Below are 23,644 nucleotides of genomic sequence, written 5' to 3'. Positions count from 1 at the left end.
GCGCGCGGATCCACGGAAGGCGGGGAGATGAAGCGGGGGCGGCTGCGGGTGCTGCTGGGGGCGGCCCCCGGCGTCGGCAAGACCTACGAGATGCTCGAGGAGGGGCGCCGCCTGCGGGGGGACGGCCGCGACGTCGTCATCGCGATCGTCGAGACCCACGGGCGAGCCGCCACCCAGAGTCAGACCGAAGGCCTCCCGGAGGTGCCGCGCAGGCGGGTCCAGCATCGCGGCGTGGAGCTCAGCGAGATGGACCTCGAGGCGGTGCTGGCCCGCGCCCCGCAGATCGCCCTCGTCGACGAGTTCGCGCACACGAACGCCCCGGGCGGCCTGCACGACAAGAGGTGGCAGGACGTCGAGACGCTCCGGGATGCCGGCATCGACGTCATCACGACCGTCAACGTGCAGCACATCGAGTCGTTGAACGAGGTGGTCGAGCAGATCACCGGGATCGCGCAGCGCGAGACCGTCCCCGACGCGGTCGTGCGCGACGCCGATCAGATCGAGGTCGTGGACCTCGCCCCCCAGTCCCTGCGCGACCGCCTCGGGGCGGGCCTGGTCTACCCGGCGGAGCGCATCGACGCCGCGCTGTCGAACTACTTCCGGCTGGGGAACCTCACCGCCCTGCGCGAGCTCGCCCTCCTGTGGTTGGCCGACGAGGTCGACAGCGCCCTGAAGACCTACCGCGCCGAGCACCGGATCGACGGCACGTGGCGGGCCCGCGAGCGTGTGGTCGTCGCACTCACGGGCGGCCCCGAGGGCGAGACCCTGCTTCGCCGCGGTGCGCGCATCGCCGCTCGCGCGGCCGGCGGCGAGCTGCTGGCGGTGCACGTGTCCACGCAGGACGGTCTGCGCTCGGCCGCGCCCGGTGCGCTCGCCGCCCAGCGCACGCTCGTCGAGACGCTCGGCGGCACGTGGCATCAAGTGGTCGGCGACGACGTCTCCCGCACCCTCGTGGAGTTCGCCCGCAGCGTCGACGCGACCCAGCTGGTGATCGGCGTCAGCCGGCGCGGACGCCTCGCCGCCGCACTGACCGGACCGGGCATCGGCTCCACCGTCGTCCGCGAGTCGGGCGACATCGACGTGCACATCGTCACCCACGCCGCCGCGGGCGGCCGCTTCGCGCTGCCGCGGGTCACGGGCGGCGCGCTCAGCCGCACCCGTCGCGTCCTCGGATTCGTGCTGGCGCTCGTGGGTGGGCCGCTGCTGTCCTGGCTGCTCGTCGCGCTGCGCAGCGAGGCATCCATCACCTCCGACGTGCTCGCGTACCAGCTGCTCGTCGTCGTCGTCGCGCTCGTCGGCGGCATCTGGCCCGCCCTCTTCGCGGCCGTGCTGTCGGGCATCACGCTCGACTTCCTGTTCGTCGCGCCGCTGTACGCGGTGACCATCGCCGATCCGCTCCATGCCCTCGCGCTGAGCCTGTACGTCGTGATCGCGATCCTGGTCAGCTGGATCGTCGACCAGGCCGCGCGACGCACCCGGGCCGCCCGGCGCTCGGCCGCCGAGTCCGAGTTGATCGCCGTGGTCGCCGGCAGCGTCCTGCGGGGCGAGTCCGCGCTGCCCGCGCTCATCGGTCGCACGCGCGAGGCGTTCGCCATGACCGGGGTGCGCCTGATCGGACCCGACGGCGAGGTGCTCGCCACCGACGGCGAACCCGTGCCCGATGGACGCGTGATCCGGCTGCCGGTCGGTACGGCGGTACCCCCTCGCGCCACGCTCGAACTGCACGGCGGTGAGTTGGATGCTTCGGAGCGGCGCCTGCTCGACGTGATCGTCGCGCAGCTCGCCGGCGCCCTCGAGCACACCGCATTGAGCGAGACCGCGCGGCAGGCCGCCGTACTCGCCGAGACCGATCACGTCCGTACGGCGCTGCTGTCGGCCGTCAGCCATGACCTGCGCCGCCCGCTCGCCGCGGCGGTCGCCGCCGTCGGCGGACTTCGCGCGAGCGGCGACGCGCTCTCGCTCGACGATCGCTCCGAACTGCTCGCGACCGCCGATGAGAGCCTCGCCGCCCTCAGCGCCCTGATGACCGACCTGCTGGACGTCAGTCGCATCGAAGCGGGCGTCCTGGCGGTGTCGCTCGTCGCGACCGATGCCACCGACGTCATCCTGAGCGCCGCCGACGAACTCGGGATCGGCCCCGACGAAGCGGAGCTCGACCTCGATCCGACGCTCCCGGCGCTCCGCGCCGACCCCGTGCTGCTGCAGCGCGTGCTCGTGAACGTCCTCGCCAATGCGCAGCGCTACACCCCGGACGGAACGCGAGTGCGGGTGGCGACCAGCCGACTGGGCGATGTCGCCGAGATCCGCGTCGTCGACCACGGTCCGGGTGTCGACGCCGACCGGCGCGAAGACATCTTCGCTCCGTTCCATCGCCTCGGCGACACCGACAACAGCACAGGACTCGGCTTGGGCCTCGCCCTCTCGAAGGGGTTCATGGACGGTATGGGCGGTCACCTCACGATCGAGGACACCCCCGGCGGCGGCCTCACCATGGTGCTCGCGCTCCCCGTCATCACTGCGACGAGCATGCCCGCCCCCACTCCGCAGGACGAGGCATCCGTCGTCCGTCCTCTTGGACGTGCCTCATGAAGGTGCTCATCGCCGACGACGATCCGCAGCTGGTACGTGCGCTGCGCATCACTCTCGCCGCGCACGGCTACGACGTGGTCGCGGCCGCCGACGGGGCCGCGGCCATCACCCTCGCCGCGCAGGCGCACCCCGACATCGTGCTGCTCGATCTGGGCATGCCGCACCTCGACGGCGTGCAGGTGATCGAGGCGCTCCGCGGCTGGACGACGGCGCCGATCATCGTGGTGTCGGGCCGCACGGGCTCGGCAGACAAGGTCGAGGCGCTCGACGCGGGGGCCGACGACTACGTCACCAAGCCGTTCCAGATCGACGAGCTGCTGGCGCGTCTGCGGGCCCTCGGGCGCCGGAGCGTTCCGGGCGCCGCCGAGCCGGTGGTCAGCTGGGGCGATGTCACCATCGACCTGGCCGCGCGCGACGTCACCCGCGGCGGCGAGCGCGTGCACCTCACCCCCACCGAGTGGCGGATGCTCGAGTATCTCGCCCGCCACCCCGGCGTCCTCGTCACGCGCCAGACCCTGCTGAAGGAGATCTGGGCGAGCGAACAGGTCAGCGACTCCGGCTATCTGCGGCTGTACATGTCGCAGCTGCGCAAGAAGCTCGAGGTCGACCCCTCCCGGCCCGTGCACCTGCTCACCGAGTCGGGGATGGGCTACCGGCTCGTCATCGACCCGGCGCAGCATCCGCCGCGGGAGTAGAGCGCGAGCGAGCCGTCCCGCGCCCGCGCACCAGGCGATCGATCCACACGGCGAGCCACACGCCGCCGAGGCCGAGCGCGATCACGGTTCCCTCGATGATCAGCGTGTAGGCGCCCGACGTGAACGCACGGTCGATCAGGATCCGGCTGATCACCGGCGGGATGAACGCCAACAGCACGACGACGAAGGCGAGCGGATGCCGCGCCCGCACGAGGAGCCACCCGGTGAGTGCCACGAGCAGCGTCACGAACCCCTGGTTGGTGAGCACGGTCCAGAGCGCTTCGGGCTGATCGATGTTGCCGACGCCGCGCTCGATGCCGATCACGGCCCAGAGGAACAGCGCCACCGAGGTGGTGGTGACCGCCGCGAGCCGCCGCGCGCCACTCGCCGGGATGAGCACGAACGAGCCCACGAACAGGAGGTAGATCAGCACGAACTCGACGAAGTCGACGAGGGGCACGTCGGTGCCGAGCGCCCCCGCGTAATTCGATGCCTGGATGAACGCGTTGAAGTCGGTCGAGATGCAGAGGTAGGCGGCGAACGCCACCCCGATCAGCGCAGCCCCGTAGCGGGCGTTGCGGTCGAAGGCGAGGTGCTCGGACATGGGACCGACCCTAGTGGCCGGATGATCCCGCCGCCGCCCTCGGGTGCCCGGCGGGCCGATAGACTGCGGCTCTCCGAGAGATGAAGCCCGGCGTGCACCCGCCACGGGCCGCCGACGACAGGAGACGAGGGTGGACGAGAACGCACCGGCCGCGCCGAGCGGCTCCGATGCTCCCCGCAGCAATTCCCGGCGCGACTTCCTCCGCCGATTCGGCATCGGAGCGGCGGGAGTGGCGATCGGCGGGTCTGCGGGCGCGGCCATCACGGCCGCGGCCACCGCGCATCCGCCCGAGTTCGACCCGCTGCCGCTGCGCAACACACCCGGCTTCGACCACATCGTCGTGCTCATGTTCGAGAACCGCAGCTTCGACAACATGCTGGGCAACCTCTACACCGCAGCCGAGAAGAACATCGACCAGTTCGACGGCCTGCTGCAGGGGCAGTACTCCAATCCGGGCCTCGACGGGGAGGCAGTGCCCGCCTACATCTACGAGGGCCCGACCGACGCGATCATGCAGTCGCCGCAGCCCGACCCCGGCGAGCACTACCCGCACGTCAACACGCAGCTCTTCGGCACCGTCGACCCGCCGGGCAACGCGAACATCCGCAAGAACGGGCAGACATCGCCCTTCAACACCCCGCCGGCGGGCGCGACCCCCGACATGTCGGGGTTCGTGAAGGACTTCGCGATCAACTTCCGGCGGGAGAAGGGGCGCAAGCCCACCGCCGAGGAGTACCGGGTCGCGATGGGCGGCTTCAGCCCGGCCATGATGCCGGTGCTCTCCAGCCTGGCACGCGAGTTCGGCGTCTACGACCGGTGGTTCGCCGGCGTGCCGTCGCAGACCTTCTGCAATCGGCTGTTCTTCCACGCCTCCACATCGAACGGCTACGTCACGAACCACGGCGGCGACAGCTACTACAAGTGGATCAACGGCCCTGCCGCTCCCACGATCTTCAATCGGCTCGAAGAGGCCGGCATCCCCTGGCGCATCTACTACGACGGCTCGCAGCTGGTCTCGCTGACGGGCATGCTGCACGCGCCCGTGCTGCAGCAGTACTGGAAGACCCACTTCCGCGAGATGGGGCAGTTCTACACGGATGCCGAGAACGGCGATCTGCCCGCGTACTCGTTCATCGAACCGCGCATGGTGTTCAACCACAACGACATGCACCCGCCGTGGGGCGAGACCGTGCACGAGACCGACATCAAGGTCGGCGGCGAGACGCTCGCCGTCTACAACAGCGCGCTGTCCGACGTACGCGCCGGCGACGCCTTGGTGCAGCAGGTGTACGACGCCATCCGCACGAGTCGCTCCGTCAAGGGATCCAACGCGATGAACACCGCGCTGATGATCACGTTCGACGAGCACGGCGGCACCTACGACCACGTGCCCCCGCCGTCGGCCACTCCCCCCGACCGCAGCGGCCCCGGCGAGATGGGCTTCACCTTCGATCGACTCGGATGCCGCGTCCCCTCGATCATCGTCAGCGCGTACACCGCGAAGAACACCGTGATCCATGACGAGATGCACCACGGGTCGGTCATCAACACCCTGTGCCGGCAGCACGGCCTCAAGCCGCTGACGCTCCGCGACCAGAGCGCGAACCCGATCTTCAACGCGGTGAACCTCACCCAGCCCCGGCAGCCCTACACGTGGCCGCAGCCGACGGCGCTGTACGTGCCGACCAACCCCGAGGAGCAGGATGCCTCGGCATCCGCCCACAAGCACAAGGCACGTCCGCTGACCGCGCCCGCTCGGGGTCTGATGGGCCTCCTTCTCGCGCGCTTCAGCCCCGGGGGCAAGGCACCCACGTCCTACGGGGAGGCCTACGAGGCGATCTATCGCTACGGGAACGGACTGTTCGGCACCTTCGACGCTCCGAAGTAGCGCCGCGGTCCGGCGGCCGGGTCAGCCCAGGCCCGAGCGGTCCTCCTCGTGTGCGGCGCCCGACACCGGCTTGCGCGAAAGGCCGACAGAACCGGCATCCGTCCCCTTCGACAGCGCCGCGTCCACCGCCACCGACTCGTCGACGTCCGGATATTGCGGCCGCAGCTGCACCGCCTGCAGCCGCTTGTGCTCAAGCTTGGCCTTGCGGGCCGAGTACGTGAGATTGAGGGCCTCGACGAGGATCGCGAACGCCATCGGCGCGTAGATGAGCGCCTTGTCGATCTTCACCCCGAACCCCTCGGCGATGAGGAACACGCCGATCAGCAGGAGGAACGACAGCGCGAGCATCTTCACCGTCGGGTGCTTGTTGACGAAGGTGAAGATGAAGCGCGAGGCGAACAGCATGATGCCGAACGACAGGACGACCACCGTGATGATGACGAGGAGGTTCTCGGTCATGCCGACGGCCGTGATGACCGAGTCGAGCGAGAAGACGATGTCGAGCAGCAGGATCTGCGAGATGACCGAGGCGAACGTGACCTGCGCGACCTTCGTTCCCGGCCCGTGATCCTCCTCGGCACCCTCGAGCTTGTGGTGGATCTCGGTGACCGCCTTGTAGACGAGGAACAGTCCACCGGCGATCAGGATGAAGTCCTTCCAGGAGAACCCCATGCCGAACAGGACCACGACGTCCTCTTTCAGCGTGATGATCCAGCCGGCGAAGAACACCAGGATCACGCGGATCAGCATCGCGAGCGTCAGGCCGAGGTTGCGGGCCTTCGCCTGCTGCTCCATGGGGAGCTTGCTGGCGAGGATCGAGATGAAGATGACGTTGTCGACGCCCAGCACGATCTCCAGGACGAAGAGCGTCAGGAACACGGCGATCAGGTCGGGGGTGAAAGCGAAGGAGAAGTCCACGGCGCCATGCTATGGCGTCGGGGCCCGTGGGGGGTGCCCGCCCGCCGTTCAGACGCGCGGCGTAGCCTGGACGGATGGGTTCCTCGACCGCTCTGCACACGTCCGCGCCGCCGACCGCGCTCGATGCCGCGGCGCTGCGCGCCGACTTCCCGATCCTCGGGCAGCAGGTCGACGGGAATCCGCTGATCTATCTCGACTCGGCGGCGACGAGCCAGAAGCCGCGCGCGGTGATCGACGCCGAGGTCGGTTTCCTGACCCGGGCCAACTCCGCGGTGCATCGGGGTGCGCACACGCTGGCGGGCGAGGCGACCGAACTGTTCGAGGACGCGCGCGCCGCCGTGGCGGGCTTCGTGGGCGCCGCACCCGAGCAGCTCGCCTGGACCGCCGGCGCGACGGCGGGTCTCAACCTCATCGCCTACTCGCTCGGCAACGCCACCGCGGGGCGCGGGGGCGTCGCGTCGCAGGCGCTCGCGCTGCGTCCGGGCGACGAGATCGTCGTCACCGAGTCCGAGCACCACGCCAACCTCATCCCGTGGCAGGAGCTCGCCGCCCGCACGGGCGCGGTGCTGCGTCACATTCCCGTGCGAGACGATGGGACTCTCGACGCCGAGGCCGCGGCAACCGTCGTCTCCTCGCGCACGCGCGTGCTCTCGTTCCCGCACGTCTCGAACGTTCTGGGGATCGTCAACCCGGTCGCCGAGCTCGTGGCTCTCGGCCGCGCTGCGGGTGCCCTGACGGTTCTCGACGCCTGCCAGTCGGCCCCGCACCTGCCGCTGGATCTGCCGGCGCTGGGGGTCGATCTCGCCGTCTTCTCCGGCCACAAGATGCTCGGTCCCTACGGCATCGGCGGGCTCTACGGGCGCGCCGAGGTGCTCGACGCGATGCCACCGTTCCTCACGGGCGGGTCGATGATCACCACCGTCACCCTCGACGAGGCGAGCTACCTGCCGCCGCCGCAGCGCTTCGAGGCCGGCACGCAGCCGGTGTCGCAGGCGATCGGCCTGGCCGCGGCCGTCCGCTATCTCGACGGGATCGGCATGGACGCGGTCCGGGCGCACGAGACGCTGCTCGAGCGTCGCATGCGCGACGGGCTGCGGGCGATCCCCGGGGTCCGGCTGCTCGGCGATGCCGACGGCGTGGCGCGCGTCGCCTTGAGCGCCTTCGACGTCGACGGGGTGCACGCCCATGATGTGGGTCAAGTCCTGGATGCCCGGGGCATCGCCGTGCGCGTCGGCCATCACTGCGCGCAGCCGCTGCATCGCCGGTTCGGCATCACCGCCTCCGTGCGGGCCTCCGCGTCGGTGTTCACGACGGAGGCCGACATCGACGCCCTGGTCGAGGGTGTCTCCGAGGTGCGCGCGTTCTTCGGAGTCGACCGGTGAACCCGCTCGAGTCGCTCTACCAGGAGCTCATCCTCGATCACTCCAAGCGCCCCCGCGGGGTGGGACTGGCCGAGGACGGGCCGCGCGCGGCGACATCGCATCAGCACAATCCGGTGTGCGGCGACGACATCACCCTGCGGGTGCGGGTGTCCGACGACGGAGCGACGGTGGACGACGTGACGTGGGAGGGTGCGGGGTGCTCCATCTCGCAGGCCTCCGCATCGATGCTCGCGGAGCTGGTCGACGGGATGCCGCGGGCCGAGGCATCCGTGCTCGTCGATCATTTCCGCGAGGCGCTGCGCTCCCGCGGCGCCGTCGTCCTGGACGAGGACGAGTTCGGAGATGCGGCGGCCCTGTCGGGCGTCGGCAAGTACGTCGCGCGGGTGAAGTGCGCGATGCTCGCGTGGGTCGCGTTCGAGGACGCGCTCGCGCGGGCCTGAGCGCCGGTCTCTCCGCCGGTCGTGGAGCGCGCGCAGCGCACGGTCGCCCGGCCGCGACACCGACGGCGAATGTCGTAGGTATGTTCTAAACTGAGGGCATGTTCTGGAACGCGGAGTCACCGCCCGATGAGGCTTCTCAGGACGATGACGAGTGGGTTCCCCCCATCCCCGACGCCGTGGATCTCGTGATCGAGACGCAGTCGGTGATGTCGGTGCTCGCGGCGCAACAGTATGCACGCGTCGACGCGATGCGCGGCGAACTCCTCGCCGATGCGGCCGCGAACGGCTATGCCCATACCGACGTCGTGGAGCGGTCGATCCGGCTCGAGTTGGCTCTTGCGATGGGCATGACCGAGGCCGCCGCCGACATGCTGCTCGCCCATGCGGAGGCACTGGTGCACCGTTATCCGGCGGCCCTCGACTCGCTCGGCGGTGCGCGCATGACCGCGGGCCACGCGAACGCCCTGGTCGACGCACTGGATGCGGTCGAACCGGAGCTGCGCGACGACCTCCTTCCGGCTCTGGTGCTTCTTGCCGAGACTCAGCCCGTGGGCACCTTTCGGCGACGCATGCGTGTGCTGATCGAGACCGCGCGCGTCACCACACTGCCGGAGCGCTACGGTCGGGCGGTGCTCGATCGCCGCGTGATCCTCGAGAACGCCGACGACGCCATGGCATGGCTGCACGTGTTCCTGCCCGCCGTCGAGGCGCACGCAATCCACGGTCGGGCGACCGCTGTCGCGAAAGTGCTGGCGGCACAGCCCGACGAGCACCGCACGCTCGATCAGCTCCGGGCCGACGTCCTCGGCGATCTACTGATCGACGGGACGACGGAGCACACGCCGGTCGAGGCTCGTGGAATCCGCGCGACGGTGGCCGTAACCGTGCCTGCGCTCGCTCTGCTCGACCCAGACGACGGAGTCGGAGAACAGGCCGTAGGCGCGCATTCCTGCACAGGCGGCGGGTACGCATCGGTGGAGGGTGTGGGGCCCATCCCGATGGACCGCGCCCGCGAGTTGTGCGGTGGCACCGACGGGTGGATGCGCATCCTCACCCATCCTGAGACAGGCATGGTGCTCTCCGTCGGACGGGACCGGTATCGACCGCCGCCATCTCTTCGTCGGCTGGTGCGGTGGCGGGCCGACGCATGCATGGCGCCGGGGTGCAGCATCCCCGCGGCGCGCTGTCAGATCGATCACAACGTGGCGTGGGAGCACGGCGGGCAGACGGCGCTCACCAACCTGACGCCGTTCTGCCAGGGCCACCATACGGTGAAGCACCACGGGGGATGGAAGATCGACCACATTCCTGACAGCGGCGGCGCCGTGCGATGGACTTCGCCGACGGGTCGGCTGTATCGCGTCGACCCCGAACGGAAGGTCCCGTCCTTCGCGCTCGCCGATGACCTCGAGCCTCCGCCCTTCTGAGCGAACGAACGAAGGGCCATCCGCCCTTCAGCTGACGAGCACGCTCTCCAGCCGCGCGTAACTCGTCTCCATGCCCTCGGTCATGCCCGTCGCGAGCACCATGTCCCGCGTCTGCAGGTCGGGGTAGGTGATGAGCAGCGTAAGCAGCGTCATCCCGTCCTCTTCGTACAGCGACAGATCATTCGTCGTGGAGGGGAAGTCGGTGTCGGTCATGTGCTCCGTCGTCACCGACCGTCGTGGCGCCTCGACCAGCAGGGTTTCGCCGTCGAACCCGAAGCCCGAACCTTCGGTGCCCTCCTCGGGCTCCCACGCGTATCGGTAGCGTCCGCCGGGCCGAGCGTCGACCTCGCAGACCGTCATGCGCCATCCGTCCGGGCCGAGCAGCCACCGCTGCAGCAGCTCGGGCTCGTGGTGGGCGCGCCACACCAGCTCGCGCGGACCGTCGATCAACCGGGTGATCCGCACGTGCACGTCATCCAGGATCTCGGTGCGTGTACCCTTGCCGAGCGCGTACTCGCGCAGACTCTGCAGCACGGCATCGAGCTGGTTCATCGCCGTCGTCGAACCCTCGACCATGCCCATCGCCGTCAGCTGCTCGAGCGCCTCGTTCGACTCGAACGTCGTCACGGTGACCAGCCTCGATCGGTCGCCCAACGGCTCGAAAGACAGGGTCATGCGCATCGACGGCATGCCCGCAACCGGCTCGCCGCTCGCGTCGGCGAATCCGTCGAGCACGTCGAACCCGGTCGGGGCCGAGATGCGCAGGAACTCCCACGACCCGCCGGTCGTCTCGCCCGTCGGGCTGGTCATCTCATACAGCGCGCGACCTCCGGGCTGGAAGTCGAACGCCGTGAACGTCGCCGGCCACCCGGGAGGTCCCCAGAACCGCTCGAGCTGCCGAGGGTCGGTGAACACCTCCCACAGGCGATCGGCGGATGCCTCGAACTCGGCGACGAGCGTCATCGTCAGGTTCTCGGGGTCTATGTTCACGCGGGTGACGGGCATGACATCCTCCTCAGGAGTCGGTGAAGCCAGGGTCGGTGGAGCGGGTATCGGTGGAACCGGTGTCGGTGTCGGTGCCGGTGTCGGCGGGCCGGGTGTGGGCCGGGCGTTCATCGGGGGCGACGCGATCGCGGGCGCCCTCGGCGAGAAGCGCGTCCAGTCGGTCGACCCGCGATCGCCAGAGCTCCTCGTATCGCCCGAGCAGCTGTCGGGCGCGGGCGATGGTGGCGGGATTCGCACGCACGAGCCGCTCCCTTCCCTCCGCGCGCTTGACGATCAAGTGCGCCGTCTCGAGCACCGCGACGTGCTTCTGCACCGCGGCGAACGACATGTCGTACGCTGCGGCCAGCAGCGAGACGGACTGCTCCGCTGCCATCGTGCGCCGGAGGATGTCACGCCGCGTGGCGTCGGCGAGTGCCCGGAATATCCGATCCATCCCGCCGTCATCGAGCTCGAGTTCTGTTTCTACAACCATTTGGTTGTACGTTAGACCCGCGTGCGGGGGTTGTCAACACCGACGACGACCACACCCCCCGCCGGGAACCGCGACCCTCACGCGGGCCCTCGAGCGCGCTCGGTCGCTCGCCGCACGACAGAACTAGACTGGACAGTGTCCGGCGTCCCTCGAATTCTTTGGAGCCCAGCCGCGTGAGCACCCCCTCGATCGATGTCCGAGCAACCGACAGTCCGATGATCGACACCGTGGCGAACGCCGCAGCCACCCCCGAGAGGGAGCAGCCCTACGCCGCCCTCGGACTCAAGGCCGACGAGTACGCGAAGATCCGCGAGATCCTGGGCCGCCGCCCCACCAGCGGCGAGCTGGCGATGTACTCGGTGATGTGGTCGGAGCACTGCTCCTACAAGTCGAGCAAGATCTACCTCCGCCAGTTCGGCGAGAAGGTCTCCGACGAGATGAAGACCCGCCTCATGGTCGGCATGGGGCAGAACGCCGGCGTGGTCGACGTCGGCGAGGGGTGGGCGGTGACCTTCAAGGTCGAGTCCCACAACCACCCCAGCTACATCGAGCCGTTCCAGGGCGCCGCCACCGGCGTCGGCGGCATCGTCCGCGACATCATCTCGATGGGCGCGCGTCCCGTCGCGGTCATGGACCAGCTGCGCTTCGGGGCGATCGACCACCCCGACACCGCCCGCGTCGTCCACGGGGTCGTGAGCGGGATCTCGTTCTACGGCAACTGCCTCGGCCTTCCGAACATCGGCGGTGAGACCGTGTTCGACGCCGTCTACCAGGGCAATCCGCTCGTGAACGCCCTCGCGGTGGGCGTGATGCGCCACGAAGACATCAAGCTCGCCAATGCGACGGGTGCGGGCAACCAGGTCGTGCTGTTCGGAGCCCGCACTGGCGGCGACGGCATCGGCGGAGCATCCATCCTCGCGTCCGACACCTTCTCGGCGGGCGGCCCCACGAAGCGTCCCGCGGTGCAGGTCGGCGACCCCTTCGCCGAGAAGGTGCTCATCGAGTGCTGCCTCGAGCTCTACCGCGACGACCTCGTGGAGGCGATCCAGGACCTCGGTGCCGCCGGCATCTCGTGCGCGACGAGCGAACTTGCCGCCAACGGCAACAGCGGCATGAAGGTCTCCCTCGACAACGTGCTGCTGCGCGACCCGTCGCTGACGGCCGAAGAGATCCTGATGAGCGAATCGCAGGAGCGCATGATGGCGATCGTCGCTCCCGAGAAGCTCGACGCGTTCCTCGCGGTCGTGCAGAAGTGGGACGTCGAGACGAGCGTCCTCGGCGAGGTCACCGGCGACGGACGACTCGTCATCGACTGGCACGGCCAGGAGATCGTCAACGTCGATCCCTCCACGGTCGCCGTCGACGGCCCCGTGTACGAACGCCCCGTCGCCTATCCCGCGTGGCTCGACACGCTCCGCGACGATTCCGCCGTCTCCCTGCCGCGCCCGACCGATGCCGCCGCCCTCCGCGACCAGTTCGTCCGGCTCGTCGCCAGCCCGAACCTGGCCGACACGTCGTGGGTGACCAACCAGTACGACTACTACGTGATGGGCAACACCGCTCTGTCGTTCCCGGACGACGCCGGCATGATCCGCGTCGACGAGGAGTCCGGCCTCGGCTTCGCCATCGCGACCGACTGCAACGGCCGGTTCTGCCAGCTCGACCCGTACCAGGGCGCGAAACTCGCGCTCGCCGAGGCGTATCGCAACGTCGCCGTCACGGGCGCGGTCCCGACCGCCGTCACGGATTGCCTCAACTTCGGCAGCCCCGAGAACCCGGAGGTCATGTGGCAGTTCTCTCAGGCGGTCGCAGGATTGAGCGACGGATGCCTCGAACTCGGCATCCCCGTCACCGGGGGCAACGTCAGCTTCTACAACCAGACCGGCGATGTGCCGATCCACCCGACCCCGGTGGTCGGCGTGCTCGGCATCATCGACGACGTCGCGCGCCGCATCCCCAGCGGCTGGCAGGACGTGGGCGACAACATCTACCTGCTCGGAGTCACCTCCACCGAACTCAGCGGATCGCAGTGGGCGGGAACCATCCACGGCCACCTCGGCGGACGCCCGCCGGCGGTGGACCTCGCCCAGGAGCGCCGGCTCGCCGAGCTCCTGCACGCCGGCTCCCAGCAGTCCCTCATCGCGAGTGCGCACGACCTGTCCGAGGGCGGTCTCGCACAGGCGCTCGCCGAGGGCGTCCTGCGCTTCGGGGTCGGCGCCCGCGTCTGGCTGCGCGAGATCATGGAACGCGACGGCGTGGATGCGGCATCCGCTCTCTTCTCGGAATCGACCGGTCGGGTCATCGTGACGGTGCCGCGCGAAGACGACGTGAAATTCCGCGGCCTCTGCGACGGACGCGGCTACCCGGTGCTGCGCATCGGAGTGACCGACATGCCCGCCGAAGGAGCCGATCCCTCCCTCGAAGTGCAGGACGTCTTCACGCTGTCGCTCACCGAGCTCCGAGATCTGTCCACCGGCACGCTCCCCGGCGTGTTCGGGCCGACCGTCACCGAGCCGGCGCGATAGAGACCCCGCACTTCGGGACTGCGCACTTTAGACTGGATCCATGACGAGCGACGACGAGTACAGCGCCTACGGCGAGACCCGGCAGAAGCGCGTCAAGATCGTGGCCTGGGTCGTGATCATCTCGCTTATCCTCGTCGGCGGTGGCGCCACCGTCATCGCGCTGTTGTTCGGTTGACTTCACAGCCTCACCGCGCGGCCCGCGGCTAGCATGGGGATGTGGATCCGCTCTGGGCGTCGATCGCCGAGTTCTGGTGGATTGCACCTACTGCGGTGGGTGCGGGCACCCTCGGCTGGTTCGGTCTGCGCGGGCAGCGCTCCGTGAACGAACGTCGCCTCGGCTACCAGGCCGCCAAACACCAGCTGCGTGAAGCGCGCGCGGATGCCGCGGGCAAGCGTGTGGCCGTCCGCATCGCACGCGCGGAGCTGGCTCAGACGCAGGGCGAGAAGGCGGCCTCGCGCGCCACGAGCACCGACGTCGCCACGGCCAGGCGGCTCCTGCAGACCGCGCAGGCGAACGCCCGGTCGGCGACCGCCGCGGTGCGCACCCGTCGTCTGCAGGTCACCGCGGCGCGGGCGGCGCTGCCGTCGACGACGGATGCCGCGGCCCTGCCGCTCGCAAAACTCGTCGCCGAGCACGATGCCGTCATCGCCCGATGGATGGACTACGAGACCGACCCCGCGAAACTCATCTCGTTCCCCGCCATGACCGACCCGCGCGTCCCGTCGACGGCCGCGTACCTGCGGGTGTACGCCGAGACGCAGCAGCTGCGCCCGGCCACCCCTCGCTCGCCGATGACACCGCCGCAGTTCGCCGCCTACCGCGATGCGGTCGCCCGCCTGCAGCACGCCTTCGACACCGCCGAGCACGAAGCGTGGCGACGCGCACGGGGTGACGGGTCGGCGCCCTCCGGAAGCCGCCCACCGGGCGCGGCGGCCAGTGGATGGATGCCGCGGGCGCAGGACATGATCAACCGTTCGGTCGAGGTACTCACTCAGGCGGGTGAGGTGTTCACGATCGCCGGAGAGGCGATGGCTGCGCGGAAGCCCAAGAACGCGCCCACCCCACCCCCCTCCGCGCGGCCCACCGCGCCGCCCGCGGGGCGCGCCGAATGAACGAGATCCTTCAGTTCCTCGGTCACTACTGGTGGGTCGTCTTCCCGCTCATGGGCGTGCTCGGCGGAGCCGGTCGTGCGTGGGAGCGCAGCTCGCGCCAGCGGCACAAACGACGACTCGAAGTCATCCGGGCGAAGGCCGAGCTCAAGGCCGCAGCACGCGGACAGGTCCTGCCGACGGGCGCGCAGCCCGTCGTCGCGGCGTCGCCGCCCGTGGACGCCGCAGACACGAGCACCTCATCGCTGCTCACGCGGCTCTTCGCCGATCATGACGGCGTCACCGCGCGCTGGCTCGAGTACGAGCTCGACGTCGCGAAGCTCATCGCGTTCCCGGCGATGAGCGACGGCCGGCAACCCCTGACGGCCGCGTTCCTCCGCGCGAAGAAGCTGGCCGACGGTCTGCGCCCCGCCTCGGCGAAGGCCAAGGTGTCGCGCGACCAGCTGACCGACTACCGCAATGCCGTCGCCGACTACGAGGTGGCGTTCGACGTCGCGGAGCGGGATGCCCGTCGCATCCGCGATTCGTCCTTCACGCCCGTCGAGCGCAAACGCCTCGACACGGCCAAGCAGCTGATCACCGTCGCGATCGACGAAGCCGCGACCCCGGCCGAGCGCCAGCTCGCGTACAAGCGCGTGCGCGAAGAACTCGACGGACTCATCTCGCTGTCGGACGGCGCGATCGAGGTGCTCGAAGCCCAGGTCGCGCTCGAGCTCACGGCCGGGCGCGAGACCACTCCGGCGCCGCCGGCACCGTCGACGGCGGACGAGACACCGGATGCCTCGCCCGCCGACTCGTCGACACCTCCGCTGCCCGTTCGCCTCCCTTCCGGCACCACGCCGGCTCCTTCGGCTCCTGCACGCGAGCCCAAGACCGGCCCGTGGCCCGTCCCTTCGCGCCCGGACACCGGCACCGGCCGCGTCACCCACCCCAAGTCCCCCCGCTGACCGCCGGCGACACGACGGCGCTCCGTCCGCCACCCCGGCCCGGTCGTACGCGGCGGTTGCTCGGCGAGTGCACGACATCGCGGGAGGGCTTGACACGACCCCCTTTCGCGTTGCATGGTTAGTCAGTCAAGTAACTAACCAGTAAACGAGGGTGATGTGATCGAAGAAGGCCGAGCGCTCTTCCTCCAGATCTCGGAGAGCGTCGAGGACTCGATCGTCACCGGCAGCCTGCCCGAAGAAGGCCAGGCTCCGTCGACGAACGAGCTTGCGGCGTTCTATCGCATCAACCCCGCGACCGCCGCGAAGGGAATCGCCATGCTCGTCGAGAAGGGCGTGCTCTACAAGCGCCGAGGGATCGGCATGTTCGTCGCTCCCGGATCGCGCGCTCTGCTGCTCGCCGAGCGCCGTTCCCGTTTCGCAGACCGTTTCGTCGAGCCGCTGCTCGCCGAGGCGCGCACGCTCGGTCTCACGACCGACGACCTCACCCGGGTGATCACCGAGCGCACCCGTCCGAGCTCAGACCAGACCGCGCCCGGTATCGACGAAAGGACAGCACGATGACCGCCGTCATCGAGGCAAGCCACCTCACCAAGCGCTACCGCGATACCGTCGCCCTCGACGACGTGAGCTTCGCGATCGAGGAGAACACGATCTACGGCCTGCTCGGTCGCAACGGTGCGGGCAAGACCACCGCGATGTCGATCCTGACAGCGCAGAACTTCGCCACCTCGGGGGACGTCCGCGTGTTCGGAGAGCGGCCGTACGAGAACGCACGCGTGCTGCGACGCCTCTGCTTCGTGCGGGAGAGTCAGAAGTATCCCGACGACGCGACCCCGAGACATGCCTTCCGCGCCGCGCGCCTGTTCTTCCCCCGCTGGAACCAGGACCTCGCCGACGCACTGGTCGACGAGTTCCAGCTCCCGCTCAAGAAGACCATCAAGAAACTCTCCCGCGGCCAGCTCTCGGCGGTGGGCGTCGTCATCGGCCTCGCCGCCCGCGCCGAAGTGACGTTCTTCGACGAGCCCTACCTCGGACTCGACGCCGTCGCCCGCCAGATCTTCTACGATCGGCTCCTCGAGGACTACTCGGAACACCCACGCACCGTGATCCTCTCGAGCCATCTCATCGACGAGGTGTCCAACCTGATCGAGAAAGTCATCGTCATCGACCGCGGGCGCATCATCATGGACGACGACACGGATGCCGTGCGCGACCGGGCAGCCACCATCGTCGGCGACAGCACTGCTGTCGACGCCTTCGTCGCGGGCCGGGAGGTCATCCACCGCGAGAGCCTCGGCCACGTGTCCTCCGTGACGGTACTCGGCGCCCTGACTCCCGGCGACCACGATCGCCTGACCGCCGCCGGACTCGATGTGGCACCGGTCTCGCTGCAGCAGCTGATCGTCCGCACCACGCAGCACGCGCACCACGCCGCCGGCAGCGACCCCGAAGCATCCGCTCTCGACGAAGGAGCACTCCGATGAACCGCACGATGAACGTCGTCCGCATGCAGTTCGTGAACAAGCAGACCTACATCTGGGTGCCGGCGCTGATCCTTGCGGGCTCGTTCGCGCTGAGCCTGCTCGTGTTCGCGCTGATTCCCTACGACGGCGTGAAGGTCGGCGGAGGATCGCAGGCGCCACTGTGGTACTTCCTGTTCGTCGGCGTGCAGTCGCTCACCATGACGTTCCCGTTCTCGCAGGCGATGAGCATCACCCGACGCGAGTTCTATACCGGCACGCTGTTCGCGGCGGCCGTCACGTCGGCGATGCTGTCGGTGATCTTCGTCATCGGCGGGCTGATCGAGCAGGCCACGAACGGCTGGGGGATCAACGGCTACTTCTTCTTCCTGGACTGGGTCTGGGTCGGTGGTCCGGCGGCGGCGTTCGCGGTGTACTTCGTCGTCAGCATGCTGCTGTTCATCGTCGGGTTCTGGGGAGCCACGATCTACAAGCGATTCGGCACGATGTGGCTCACGATCGTGCTCCTGTCGCTCGGACTCGTGCTCGTGGGGCTGCTCTGGCTGGTCGGTCGCATGAATGCCTGGGTCGACGTCGCCCTGTGGTTCGTCGATCAAGGCGCTCTCGGGCTGGCCCTCTGGGGTGTGCTGGTCGGGGCGGTTCTCGCCGCGGTCTCGTTCCTCACGCTGCGGCGCGCGGTGCCCTGAGCGTCGACGCACGCGTCGAAGAACGGATGCCTCGCCCGCTGCTGCGGCCGAGGCATCCGTTCTTCGTGCGTGGCTTCAGCGGAGTGGAATGGCGACGTCCGAGCCGCCTTCGTGCGTGAGCCGGGAGCCCATCTGCACGAGGGCGGGCGTCGGGGCGAAGCCGCCCGCGAAGAGCGCCTGCCCCTGAGCGAAGCCCGGTGAGCGCTCGAGCAGCGACTCGGGCGCGTAGCCGAAGACCTCGGCCAATTCGGCGAGATCCCGCGGCGAGCTCATGCGCATGAGGGCGAGGTTGTCGCACTGCGAGAGCGCGTTGATGTGCACTTTGGAGGGCCGCTGGGTCGAGAGCAGCAGCCACAGGCCGTACTTGCGGCCCTCCGCGGCGATCTGCACGATCCGCTCCGTGAGCCGTGCCTGCAACGGCGTGGCCGGATCGGGCGGGCAGAGGTTGTGTGCCTCGTCGATCACGATCAACCGGCCGATGCGGTCTTCGCGGCGCTCCCAGAGGTGATCCAGCACGGCCAAGGCGGCGGCACGCGATTGCGGCGGAGTCGGGAAGCCGCCGAGGTCGACGACCGTGGCGTCGGGCTGCTCGTCGATGTCGTCGGTGATCGAGCGCTCGCCCCACGCCCACAGATCCCAGTCCGCCACGCCCAGGTTGTCGAGGCGCATGCCGAGCCGCCGTCGGGCGGGGTCGGTGCTCCCCTGGAGGTAGTCGACGAGGTTGCCCTCCCCGATCTGAGCGATCTCCTCCTCGAGATGCAGCATGAGGTTGTAGTCCTCGGGATCGAGGATCGGATCGGTGTTGACGATCGCCGCGCGCGCCCGCAGCGTCATGTCCACGTACCGCGCCTTCACGGGAGCCTGACCCCGGCCGAAGACACGGATGTCGCGGCTCGCCAACTCGGCGGCCATGGCCGGGTCGGCGTCGTCGCGCAGCTCGCCCAGCCGGACGAAGTCCGAGTTCGGATCGAGGATCACCAGCGGCAGCCGGGTGTGGAGCATCACCTGCTCGAGCAGCACCCCGAGGGCGTACGTCTTGCCCGACCCGCTCTGCCCGCACCAGAACGTGTGCCGGTTGAGCTTCGAGGCGAGCAGTCGGGCGGGCGCGGCATCCTCGGACTCCAGAAGAGTGCCGATCGCGAGGTCTCCGCTCATCGAGGCTCAGCGCCCTTCTGCGGCGCGCTCGTGGTGATGGATGACCTCGGCCACGACGAACGTGAACCATTTCTGCGCGAACTCCGGATCGAGGTCCGCCTCGGACGAGAGACTGCGCAGCCGGGCGATCTGCTGCTGCTCGCGGTGCGGGTCGGACGCGGCCATGCCGTGCTCGGCCTTCAGCACACCGACCTGCTGCGTGCAGCGGAAGCGCTCGGCGAGCATGTAGACGAGCGCCGCGTCGATGTTGTCGATGCTGCTGCGCAACCGCGCCAGGGTTGCGATCGGGTCTTCGTCGGCGTGCGCTTCCTTCGTCGTGTCGTCCACGCCTCGACGATAGCGCGCCCGCTCATGTCGCGCCGCGCGGCGCGAGCCCGCGGTTCTAGAGTGTGACCATGACCGACAGCATCCCCGGCTCCGCGCCGCTGGCCTCGAATCCTGCTGCAGGGACGGATGCCGCGCCGGCCGCGGCACCCGCCACCGCGCCCGCCTCCGCGCCGGTCGTCATCGCCGACGTCGGGACGACGGCCCTCGCAGCGGGGGGCGCCGTCGACGGCCACGCCAAGCCCTTCTGGGCACGGCTGGACTCGCCGTTCGGCGCCGGATTCCTCCTGACGCTGGGCGGCCTCGCCGCGGCGCTCCTCGGCCTCGCGCTCACGAACATCTCGACGGTCATCATCTACATCGCCTTCGCGATGTTCGCCGCGCTCGGGCTCGACCCGGTGCTCAAATGGTTCGAGCGTCACAACGTCAAGCGCGCATGGGCGATCCTGATCGTTTTCGCGACGTTCGGCGTCCTGCTCGTCGGACTGCTTCTCCTGGTCGTGCCGACTCTCGTCGATCAGCTCACCCAGTTCTTCACCAGCATCCCCTCGACCATCTCGGCCTTCATCCGAACCGACTTCTTCCACTGGCTCGAGGGCATCTTCGGCGACGGCCTCAGCACGCTGGTCACCGACCTGCAGACGTTCATCACGAACCCGGCCAACATCGCCGCGATCTCGGGCGGACTGCTGAAGGTGGGCGCGGGCATCGCCACCGCGATCTCGGGCGGACTGATCATCGTGGTGCTGACCCTGTACTTCACCGCTTCGCTCCCCTCGATCAAGCAGTCGATGATCCAGCTCGCTCCCGCACGCAACCGCGCGAAGGTGCGCAACCTGACCGACCAGATCACCGACTCGGTGGGCAGCTACCTGATGGGCATGGTGGTGCTGGCCTTCTTCAACTCGATCATCGCCTTCGTGCTGCACCTCGTCCTCGGGCTGCCGTTCCCTCTGCTGATGGGGGTGATCGCCTTCGCGATCACGATCATCCCGCTGGTGGGTCCGGTGCTCTATTGGATCGTCGCGTCCGTGCTGGCCGTGTTCTCGAGCCCGCTGTCGGCCCTGATCTTCGCGATCGCCTATCTGATCTACATCCAGATCGAGGCGTACGTGATCACCCCTCGGGTGATGTCGAAGGCCATCTCGATTCCCGGCTCGCTCGTCGTCATCGGCGCACTCATCGGCGGCACGCTGCTCGGACTCCTGGGCGCGCTCATCGCGGTGCCCGTGACGGCATCCATCCTGCTGATCATCAAGCAGGTCTTCATCCCCAAGCAGGACGCGAAGGTCTGACCCGCGGCTCTGGCCGGGTTCGCGGGGTCAGTCCCGCGCGGGGACGATGCAGGTCGGCGTCGGCGCCTCCGCGCGGTGGCGCACCCGACCCGGCACGCCCGTGCGCAGGTCGAGCGTGAGCGAGACGATGTCATCGGAGCGCTGACCGGCCACGAGCAGGATGTCGCGGACCACCGTGTGATGACGCGGCCAGTCGACCCCCGCGTCGACCAAGGCGACCTGCTCGAGTCGTTCGCCCGCGCCGCGCACACGGAGCGTGGCGATCGTGTTGCTGCCTCGGAGCCCCGCGGAGAGGAATTCGCCGTCGTGGGAGCGCGTGATCTCGGCCGCCGTGTCGCCGATGCCGGGCGTCGACGTGGCGGCCACGCCACCCCGCAGGTGCCAGCGCCCTTCACGCCCCCGGTCGAGCGTGAACACCTCGCACGAGTACTCCGTCAGCACGTGCAGGTGCCCACTGGGATGCAGCACCATGTGCCGGGGCCCCGTCCCGAACGGCAGCACCACCTCGTGGTCGAGCTTCAGGCCGGCGGTCGTCGGCCGCCAGATGCGCACGAGGTCGAATCCGAGATCGGTCGTGGCGATCCGGCCGTCCGGAAGGAACACCGCCGAGTGCGCCCTCGATTCGCGTGCGGGCACGGATGCCGCACCGTCGGCCGGCGCGTCCCCGGTGTCCCCGGCCGGCGAAGAGAAGACCCCCGCCGCGCCCGCGGGGGGCGCCTGCACCTCGTCGTACCCCGGGACGAACTGCGCGAACTCGTCCCCGACCGCCGCCCGGAGCGACCTCGCGGCCGCCGCGAGTTCATCATCCAGGGCCGATCCGGCGGCGGTCAGGCTCGCGAGCGCTTCGCCGGCCACTTCGTCGGTCAGCGCGAAGGGGTCGAGCGGACCGCCGTGCGGGTCTCGGGCCGCGACGGCGATCTGCGGCGACGACGGGCGGCCCGCGGCATCCAGCACGATCCTCACCACCCGGCCATCCGCCCAGCAGCTGGCGATCAGCGACCCACCGTCGGGCGCGACCGCGGCATGGCAGACGGCGGCGCCGGCGGCGACCGGCTGCCCGAGCGGCACGAAGCTGTCCTCGCCCGTCCGGCGGAACGCGGCGACCGTGCCCTCGGCTTCGAGCGTCGCGTAGACCACGTCGAGGGTCGGATGCCGCGCGAGCCACGACGGCGAGGCGGCGGTCGCGGCATCCCCGGCGAAGGCCAGCGACCCGCCCGCCGACGAGCCGTCTGCGGAACCGGCGAGCATCGTTCCGATCCCGCGGGCGCGGCCCTCCATGTCGGCGGTGTACCCGCCGAGCCAGAATCGCATCAGTTCACGAGGTCGTGGCGCACGATGACGGCGTCGCGCGACGCACCCACCCCGATGACCGAGATGCGGGTGCCGCTGAGCTGTTCGAGCGCGAGCACGTAGTCCTGCGCCTCGAGCGGCAGCTCATCGAAGGTGCGCGCACCGGAGATGTCCTGCTTCCACCCCGGGAAGTACTCGAGGATCGGCGTCGCGTGGTGGAAGTCGGACTGGTTCACGGGCACCTCGTCGAAGCGCCGGCCGTCGACGTCGTATGCGACGCACACCGGGATCTCATCGAGACCGGTGAGGATGTCGAGCTTGGTGAGCAGCAGGTCGGTGATGCCGTTGATGCGCGTGGCATACCGGGTGATGGGCGCGTCGTACCAGCCGACACGACGCGGGCGGCCGGTCGTGGTGCCGAATTCGAAGCCGCGGGAACGCAGCCACTCGCCCTGCTCGTCGAACAGCTCGGTGGGGAACGGTCCGGAGCCGACGCGGGTCGTGTACGCCTTCACGATGCCGACGATCCGGTCGAGGCGGTTCGGTCCGACACCGGAACCCGTCGCGGCGCCGCCGGCCGTCGCCGATGATGACGTCACGAACGGGTACGTGCCGTGGTCGATGTCGAGCATCGTGGCCTGGCCGCCCTCGAACACGACCACGTCACCGGCGTCGAGGGCGTCGTTGAGCAGCAGTGAGGTGTCGCACACCATGCCGCGCAGCCGATCGGCGTACGAGAGCAGGTCTTCCACGACCTCCTCGACGGCGATCGCGCGACGGTTGAAGACCTTCACGAGCAGGTGGTTCTTCTGGTCGAGCGCCCCCTCGACCTTCTGCCGCAGGATGTTCTCATCGAAGAGGTCCTGCATGCGCAGACCCACGCGATTGATCTTGTCGGCGTAGGCGGGGCCGATCCCGCGCCCGGTCGTGCCGATCATCCGCTTGCCGAGGAACCGTTCGGTCACCTTGTCGAGGGTGCGGTGGTACTGCGTGATGATGTGCGCGTTCGCGCTGATCTTGAGCCGGGACGTGTCGACACCGCGCGCGTTCAGCGCCTCGAGTTCGGCGAAGAGGACCTCGAGGTCGACCACGACGCCGTTGCCGATGACCGGGATCACGCCGGGCGAGAGGATGCCGGAAGGCAGCAGGTGCAGCGCGTACTTCTCGTCCCCGATCACCACGGTGTGACCGGCGTTGTTGCCGCCGTTGAACTTGACGACCCAGTCGGTGCGTTCCCCGAGGAGGTCGGTGGCTTTGCCTTTGCCCTCGTCCCCCCACTGAACCCCGACGATCACGATGCCTGGCATGGCCCACTCCCCCGTTATCGGACGGTTACACCCCATCCTATCGAGGAGGCTCCGCCGAGGCGGTCGGCGGGACGGTCGGCCGGGCCGTGGCGTACGGTTCCGCC

At 69.4% G+C, this 23,644-nt stretch carries 22 protein-coding genes; 14 read left to right on the top strand and 8 right to left on the bottom strand.

Annotation, left to right across the window (positions count from 1 at the left end; all coding sequences use genetic code 11):
• Window positions 1–27: 27 nt before the first annotated feature.
• Together ACFM35_RS12170 and ACFM35_RS12165 are read left to right on the top strand one after the other, a co-directional pair.
• Window positions 28–2,589: a sensor histidine kinase gene (locus ACFM35_RS12170; RefSeq protein ID WP_378842366.1), complete on the top strand. Its 2,562-nt coding sequence runs from the start codon at window positions 28–30 to the stop codon at window positions 2,587–2,589.
• Window positions 2,586–3,284 carry a response regulator gene (locus ACFM35_RS12165; protein WP_378842364.1) on the top strand — a complete coding sequence of 233 codons (699 nt, stop codon included), beginning with the start codon at window positions 2,586–2,588 and terminating at the stop codon, window positions 3,282–3,284. Before ACFM35_RS12170 ends, ACFM35_RS12165 begins: the two co-directional genes overlap by 4 nt.
• On the opposite strand, the gene ACFM35_RS12160 is transcribed toward ACFM35_RS12165, so the two are convergent.
• Window positions 3,250–3,888, bottom strand: a complete 639-nt coding sequence (locus ACFM35_RS12160; protein ID WP_378842362.1) for a hypothetical protein — start codon at window positions 3,886–3,888, stop codon at window positions 3,250–3,252. The two genes, ACFM35_RS12165 and ACFM35_RS12160, sit on opposite strands and share 35 nt — an antisense overlap.
• Before the next feature lie 130 nt (window positions 3,889–4,018).
• On the opposite strand from ACFM35_RS12160, the gene ACFM35_RS12155 reads away from it, so the two are divergent.
• Window positions 4,019–5,776, top strand: a complete 1,758-nt coding sequence (locus ACFM35_RS12155) for an alkaline phosphatase family protein (protein ID WP_378842360.1) — start codon at window positions 4,019–4,021, stop codon at window positions 5,774–5,776.
• A 21-nt stretch (window positions 5,777–5,797) separates the two neighbouring features.
• On the opposite strand, the gene ACFM35_RS12150 is transcribed toward ACFM35_RS12155, so the two are convergent.
• The gene (locus ACFM35_RS12150) at window positions 5,798–6,694 is read right to left on the bottom strand and encodes a TerC family protein (protein ID WP_378842358.1); all 897 of its coding nucleotides are present in this window, start codon (window positions 6,692–6,694) and stop codon (window positions 5,798–5,800) included.
• 74 nt (window positions 6,695–6,768) lie between these two features.
• On the opposite strand from ACFM35_RS12150, the gene ACFM35_RS12145 reads away from it, so the two are divergent.
• From ACFM35_RS12145 to ACFM35_RS12135, 3 genes are all read left to right on the top strand, one after another.
• A complete protein-coding gene (locus ACFM35_RS12145; protein ID WP_378842356.1) occupies window positions 6,769–8,076 on the top strand; it encodes a SufS family cysteine desulfurase in 1,308 nt (435 codons plus the stop codon).
• A complete protein-coding gene (gene sufU / locus ACFM35_RS12140) occupies window positions 8,073–8,516 on the top strand; it encodes a Fe-S cluster assembly sulfur transfer protein SufU (RefSeq protein WP_378842354.1) in 444 nt (147 codons plus the stop codon). Before ACFM35_RS12145 ends, sufU begins: the two co-directional genes overlap by 4 nt.
• 98 nt (window positions 8,517–8,614) lie before the next feature.
• Window positions 8,615–9,943, top strand: a complete 1,329-nt coding sequence (locus ACFM35_RS12135) for an HNH endonuclease signature motif containing protein (protein WP_378842352.1) — start codon at window positions 8,615–8,617, stop codon at window positions 9,941–9,943.
• A 27-nt stretch (window positions 9,944–9,970) separates the two neighbouring features.
• On the opposite strand, the gene ACFM35_RS12130 is transcribed toward ACFM35_RS12135, so the two are convergent.
• Both ACFM35_RS12130 and ACFM35_RS12125 read right to left on the bottom strand, forming a co-directional pair.
• Window positions 9,971–10,948, bottom strand: coding sequence for an SRPBCC family protein (locus tag ACFM35_RS12130; RefSeq protein WP_378842350.1), 978 nt, complete (start codon window positions 10,946–10,948; stop codon window positions 9,971–9,973).
• A 10-nt stretch (window positions 10,949–10,958) separates the two neighbouring features.
• Complete coding sequence (locus tag ACFM35_RS12125; protein ID WP_378842348.1) at window positions 10,959–11,420, bottom strand: ArsR/SmtB family transcription factor; 462 nt, start codon at window positions 11,418–11,420, stop codon at window positions 10,959–10,961.
• A 215-nt stretch (window positions 11,421–11,635) separates the two neighbouring features.
• Between ACFM35_RS12125 and purL the strand changes: the two genes are divergently transcribed.
• The 7 genes from purL to ACFM35_RS12090 all read left to right on the top strand — a co-directional run bounded on the left by purL (window position 11,636) and on the right by ACFM35_RS12090 (window position 18,169).
• Window positions 11,636–13,945, top strand: coding sequence for a phosphoribosylformylglycinamidine synthase subunit PurL (gene purL, locus ACFM35_RS12120; RefSeq protein WP_378843018.1), 2,310 nt, complete (start codon window positions 11,636–11,638; stop codon window positions 13,943–13,945).
• A 40-nt stretch (window positions 13,946–13,985) separates the two neighbouring features.
• A complete protein-coding gene (locus ACFM35_RS12115) occupies window positions 13,986–14,120 on the top strand; it encodes a hypothetical protein (RefSeq protein ID WP_378842346.1) in 135 nt (44 codons plus the stop codon).
• Between the two features lie 41 nt (window positions 14,121–14,161).
• The gene (locus tag ACFM35_RS12110; RefSeq protein ID WP_378842344.1) at window positions 14,162–15,058 is read left to right on the top strand and encodes an efflux RND transporter periplasmic adaptor subunit; all 897 of its coding nucleotides are present in this window, start codon (window positions 14,162–14,164) and stop codon (window positions 15,056–15,058) included.
• Window positions 15,055–16,002, top strand: coding sequence for a hypothetical protein (locus ACFM35_RS12105; RefSeq protein WP_378842342.1), 948 nt, complete (start codon window positions 15,055–15,057; stop codon window positions 16,000–16,002). Before ACFM35_RS12110 ends, ACFM35_RS12105 begins: the two co-directional genes overlap by 4 nt.
• Before the next feature lie 156 nt (window positions 16,003–16,158).
• Window positions 16,159–16,563 carry a GntR family transcriptional regulator gene (locus tag ACFM35_RS12100; protein ID WP_378842340.1) on the top strand — a complete coding sequence of 135 codons (405 nt, stop codon included), beginning with the start codon at window positions 16,159–16,161 and terminating at the stop codon, window positions 16,561–16,563.
• Window positions 16,560–17,486 carry an ABC transporter ATP-binding protein gene (locus tag ACFM35_RS12095; protein ID WP_378842338.1) on the top strand — a complete coding sequence of 309 codons (927 nt, stop codon included), beginning with the start codon at window positions 16,560–16,562 and terminating at the stop codon, window positions 17,484–17,486. Before ACFM35_RS12100 ends, ACFM35_RS12095 begins: the two co-directional genes overlap by 4 nt.
• Window positions 17,483–18,169, top strand: a complete 687-nt coding sequence (locus tag ACFM35_RS12090; RefSeq protein ID WP_378842337.1) for a hypothetical protein — start codon at window positions 17,483–17,485, stop codon at window positions 18,167–18,169. Before ACFM35_RS12095 ends, ACFM35_RS12090 begins: the two co-directional genes overlap by 4 nt.
• Before the next feature lie 75 nt (window positions 18,170–18,244).
• Here ACFM35_RS12090 and ACFM35_RS12085 read toward each other — a convergent pair whose 3' ends face one another.
• Both ACFM35_RS12085 and ACFM35_RS12080 read right to left on the bottom strand, forming a co-directional pair.
• Complete coding sequence (locus tag ACFM35_RS12085) at window positions 18,245–19,324, bottom strand: ATP-binding protein (RefSeq protein ID WP_378842334.1); 1,080 nt, start codon at window positions 19,322–19,324, stop codon at window positions 18,245–18,247.
• A gap of 6 nt (window positions 19,325–19,330) precedes the next feature.
• Window positions 19,331–19,651, bottom strand: coding sequence for a chorismate mutase (locus tag ACFM35_RS12080; protein WP_378842332.1), 321 nt, complete (start codon window positions 19,649–19,651; stop codon window positions 19,331–19,333).
• Between the two features lie 68 nt (window positions 19,652–19,719).
• On the opposite strand from ACFM35_RS12080, the gene ACFM35_RS12075 reads away from it, so the two are divergent.
• The gene (locus tag ACFM35_RS12075; RefSeq protein WP_378842330.1) at window positions 19,720–20,943 is read left to right on the top strand and encodes an AI-2E family transporter; all 1,224 of its coding nucleotides are present in this window, start codon (window positions 19,720–19,722) and stop codon (window positions 20,941–20,943) included.
• 27 nt (window positions 20,944–20,970) lie between these two features.
• On the opposite strand, the gene ACFM35_RS12070 is transcribed toward ACFM35_RS12075, so the two are convergent.
• Window positions 20,971–22,254 carry a lactonase family protein gene (locus ACFM35_RS12070; protein ID WP_378842328.1) on the bottom strand — a complete coding sequence of 428 codons (1,284 nt, stop codon included), beginning with the start codon at window positions 22,252–22,254 and terminating at the stop codon, window positions 20,971–20,973.
• Window positions 22,254–23,540: an adenylosuccinate synthase gene (locus tag ACFM35_RS12065; RefSeq protein ID WP_378842326.1), complete on the bottom strand. Its 1,287-nt coding sequence runs from the start codon at window positions 23,538–23,540 to the stop codon at window positions 22,254–22,256. The genes ACFM35_RS12070 and ACFM35_RS12065 overlap by 1 nt, the downstream gene beginning before the upstream one ends.
• Between the last annotated feature and the right edge of the window lie 104 nt (window positions 23,541–23,644).

It is taken from the genome of Microbacterium songi (genome assembly GCF_042747925.1).
GTDB lineage: Bacteria > Actinomycetota > Actinomycetes > Actinomycetales > Microbacteriaceae > Microbacterium.
Note: the sequence above shows the minus strand (reverse complement) of the source record. Positions and strands in the feature narration are given on the sequence as shown.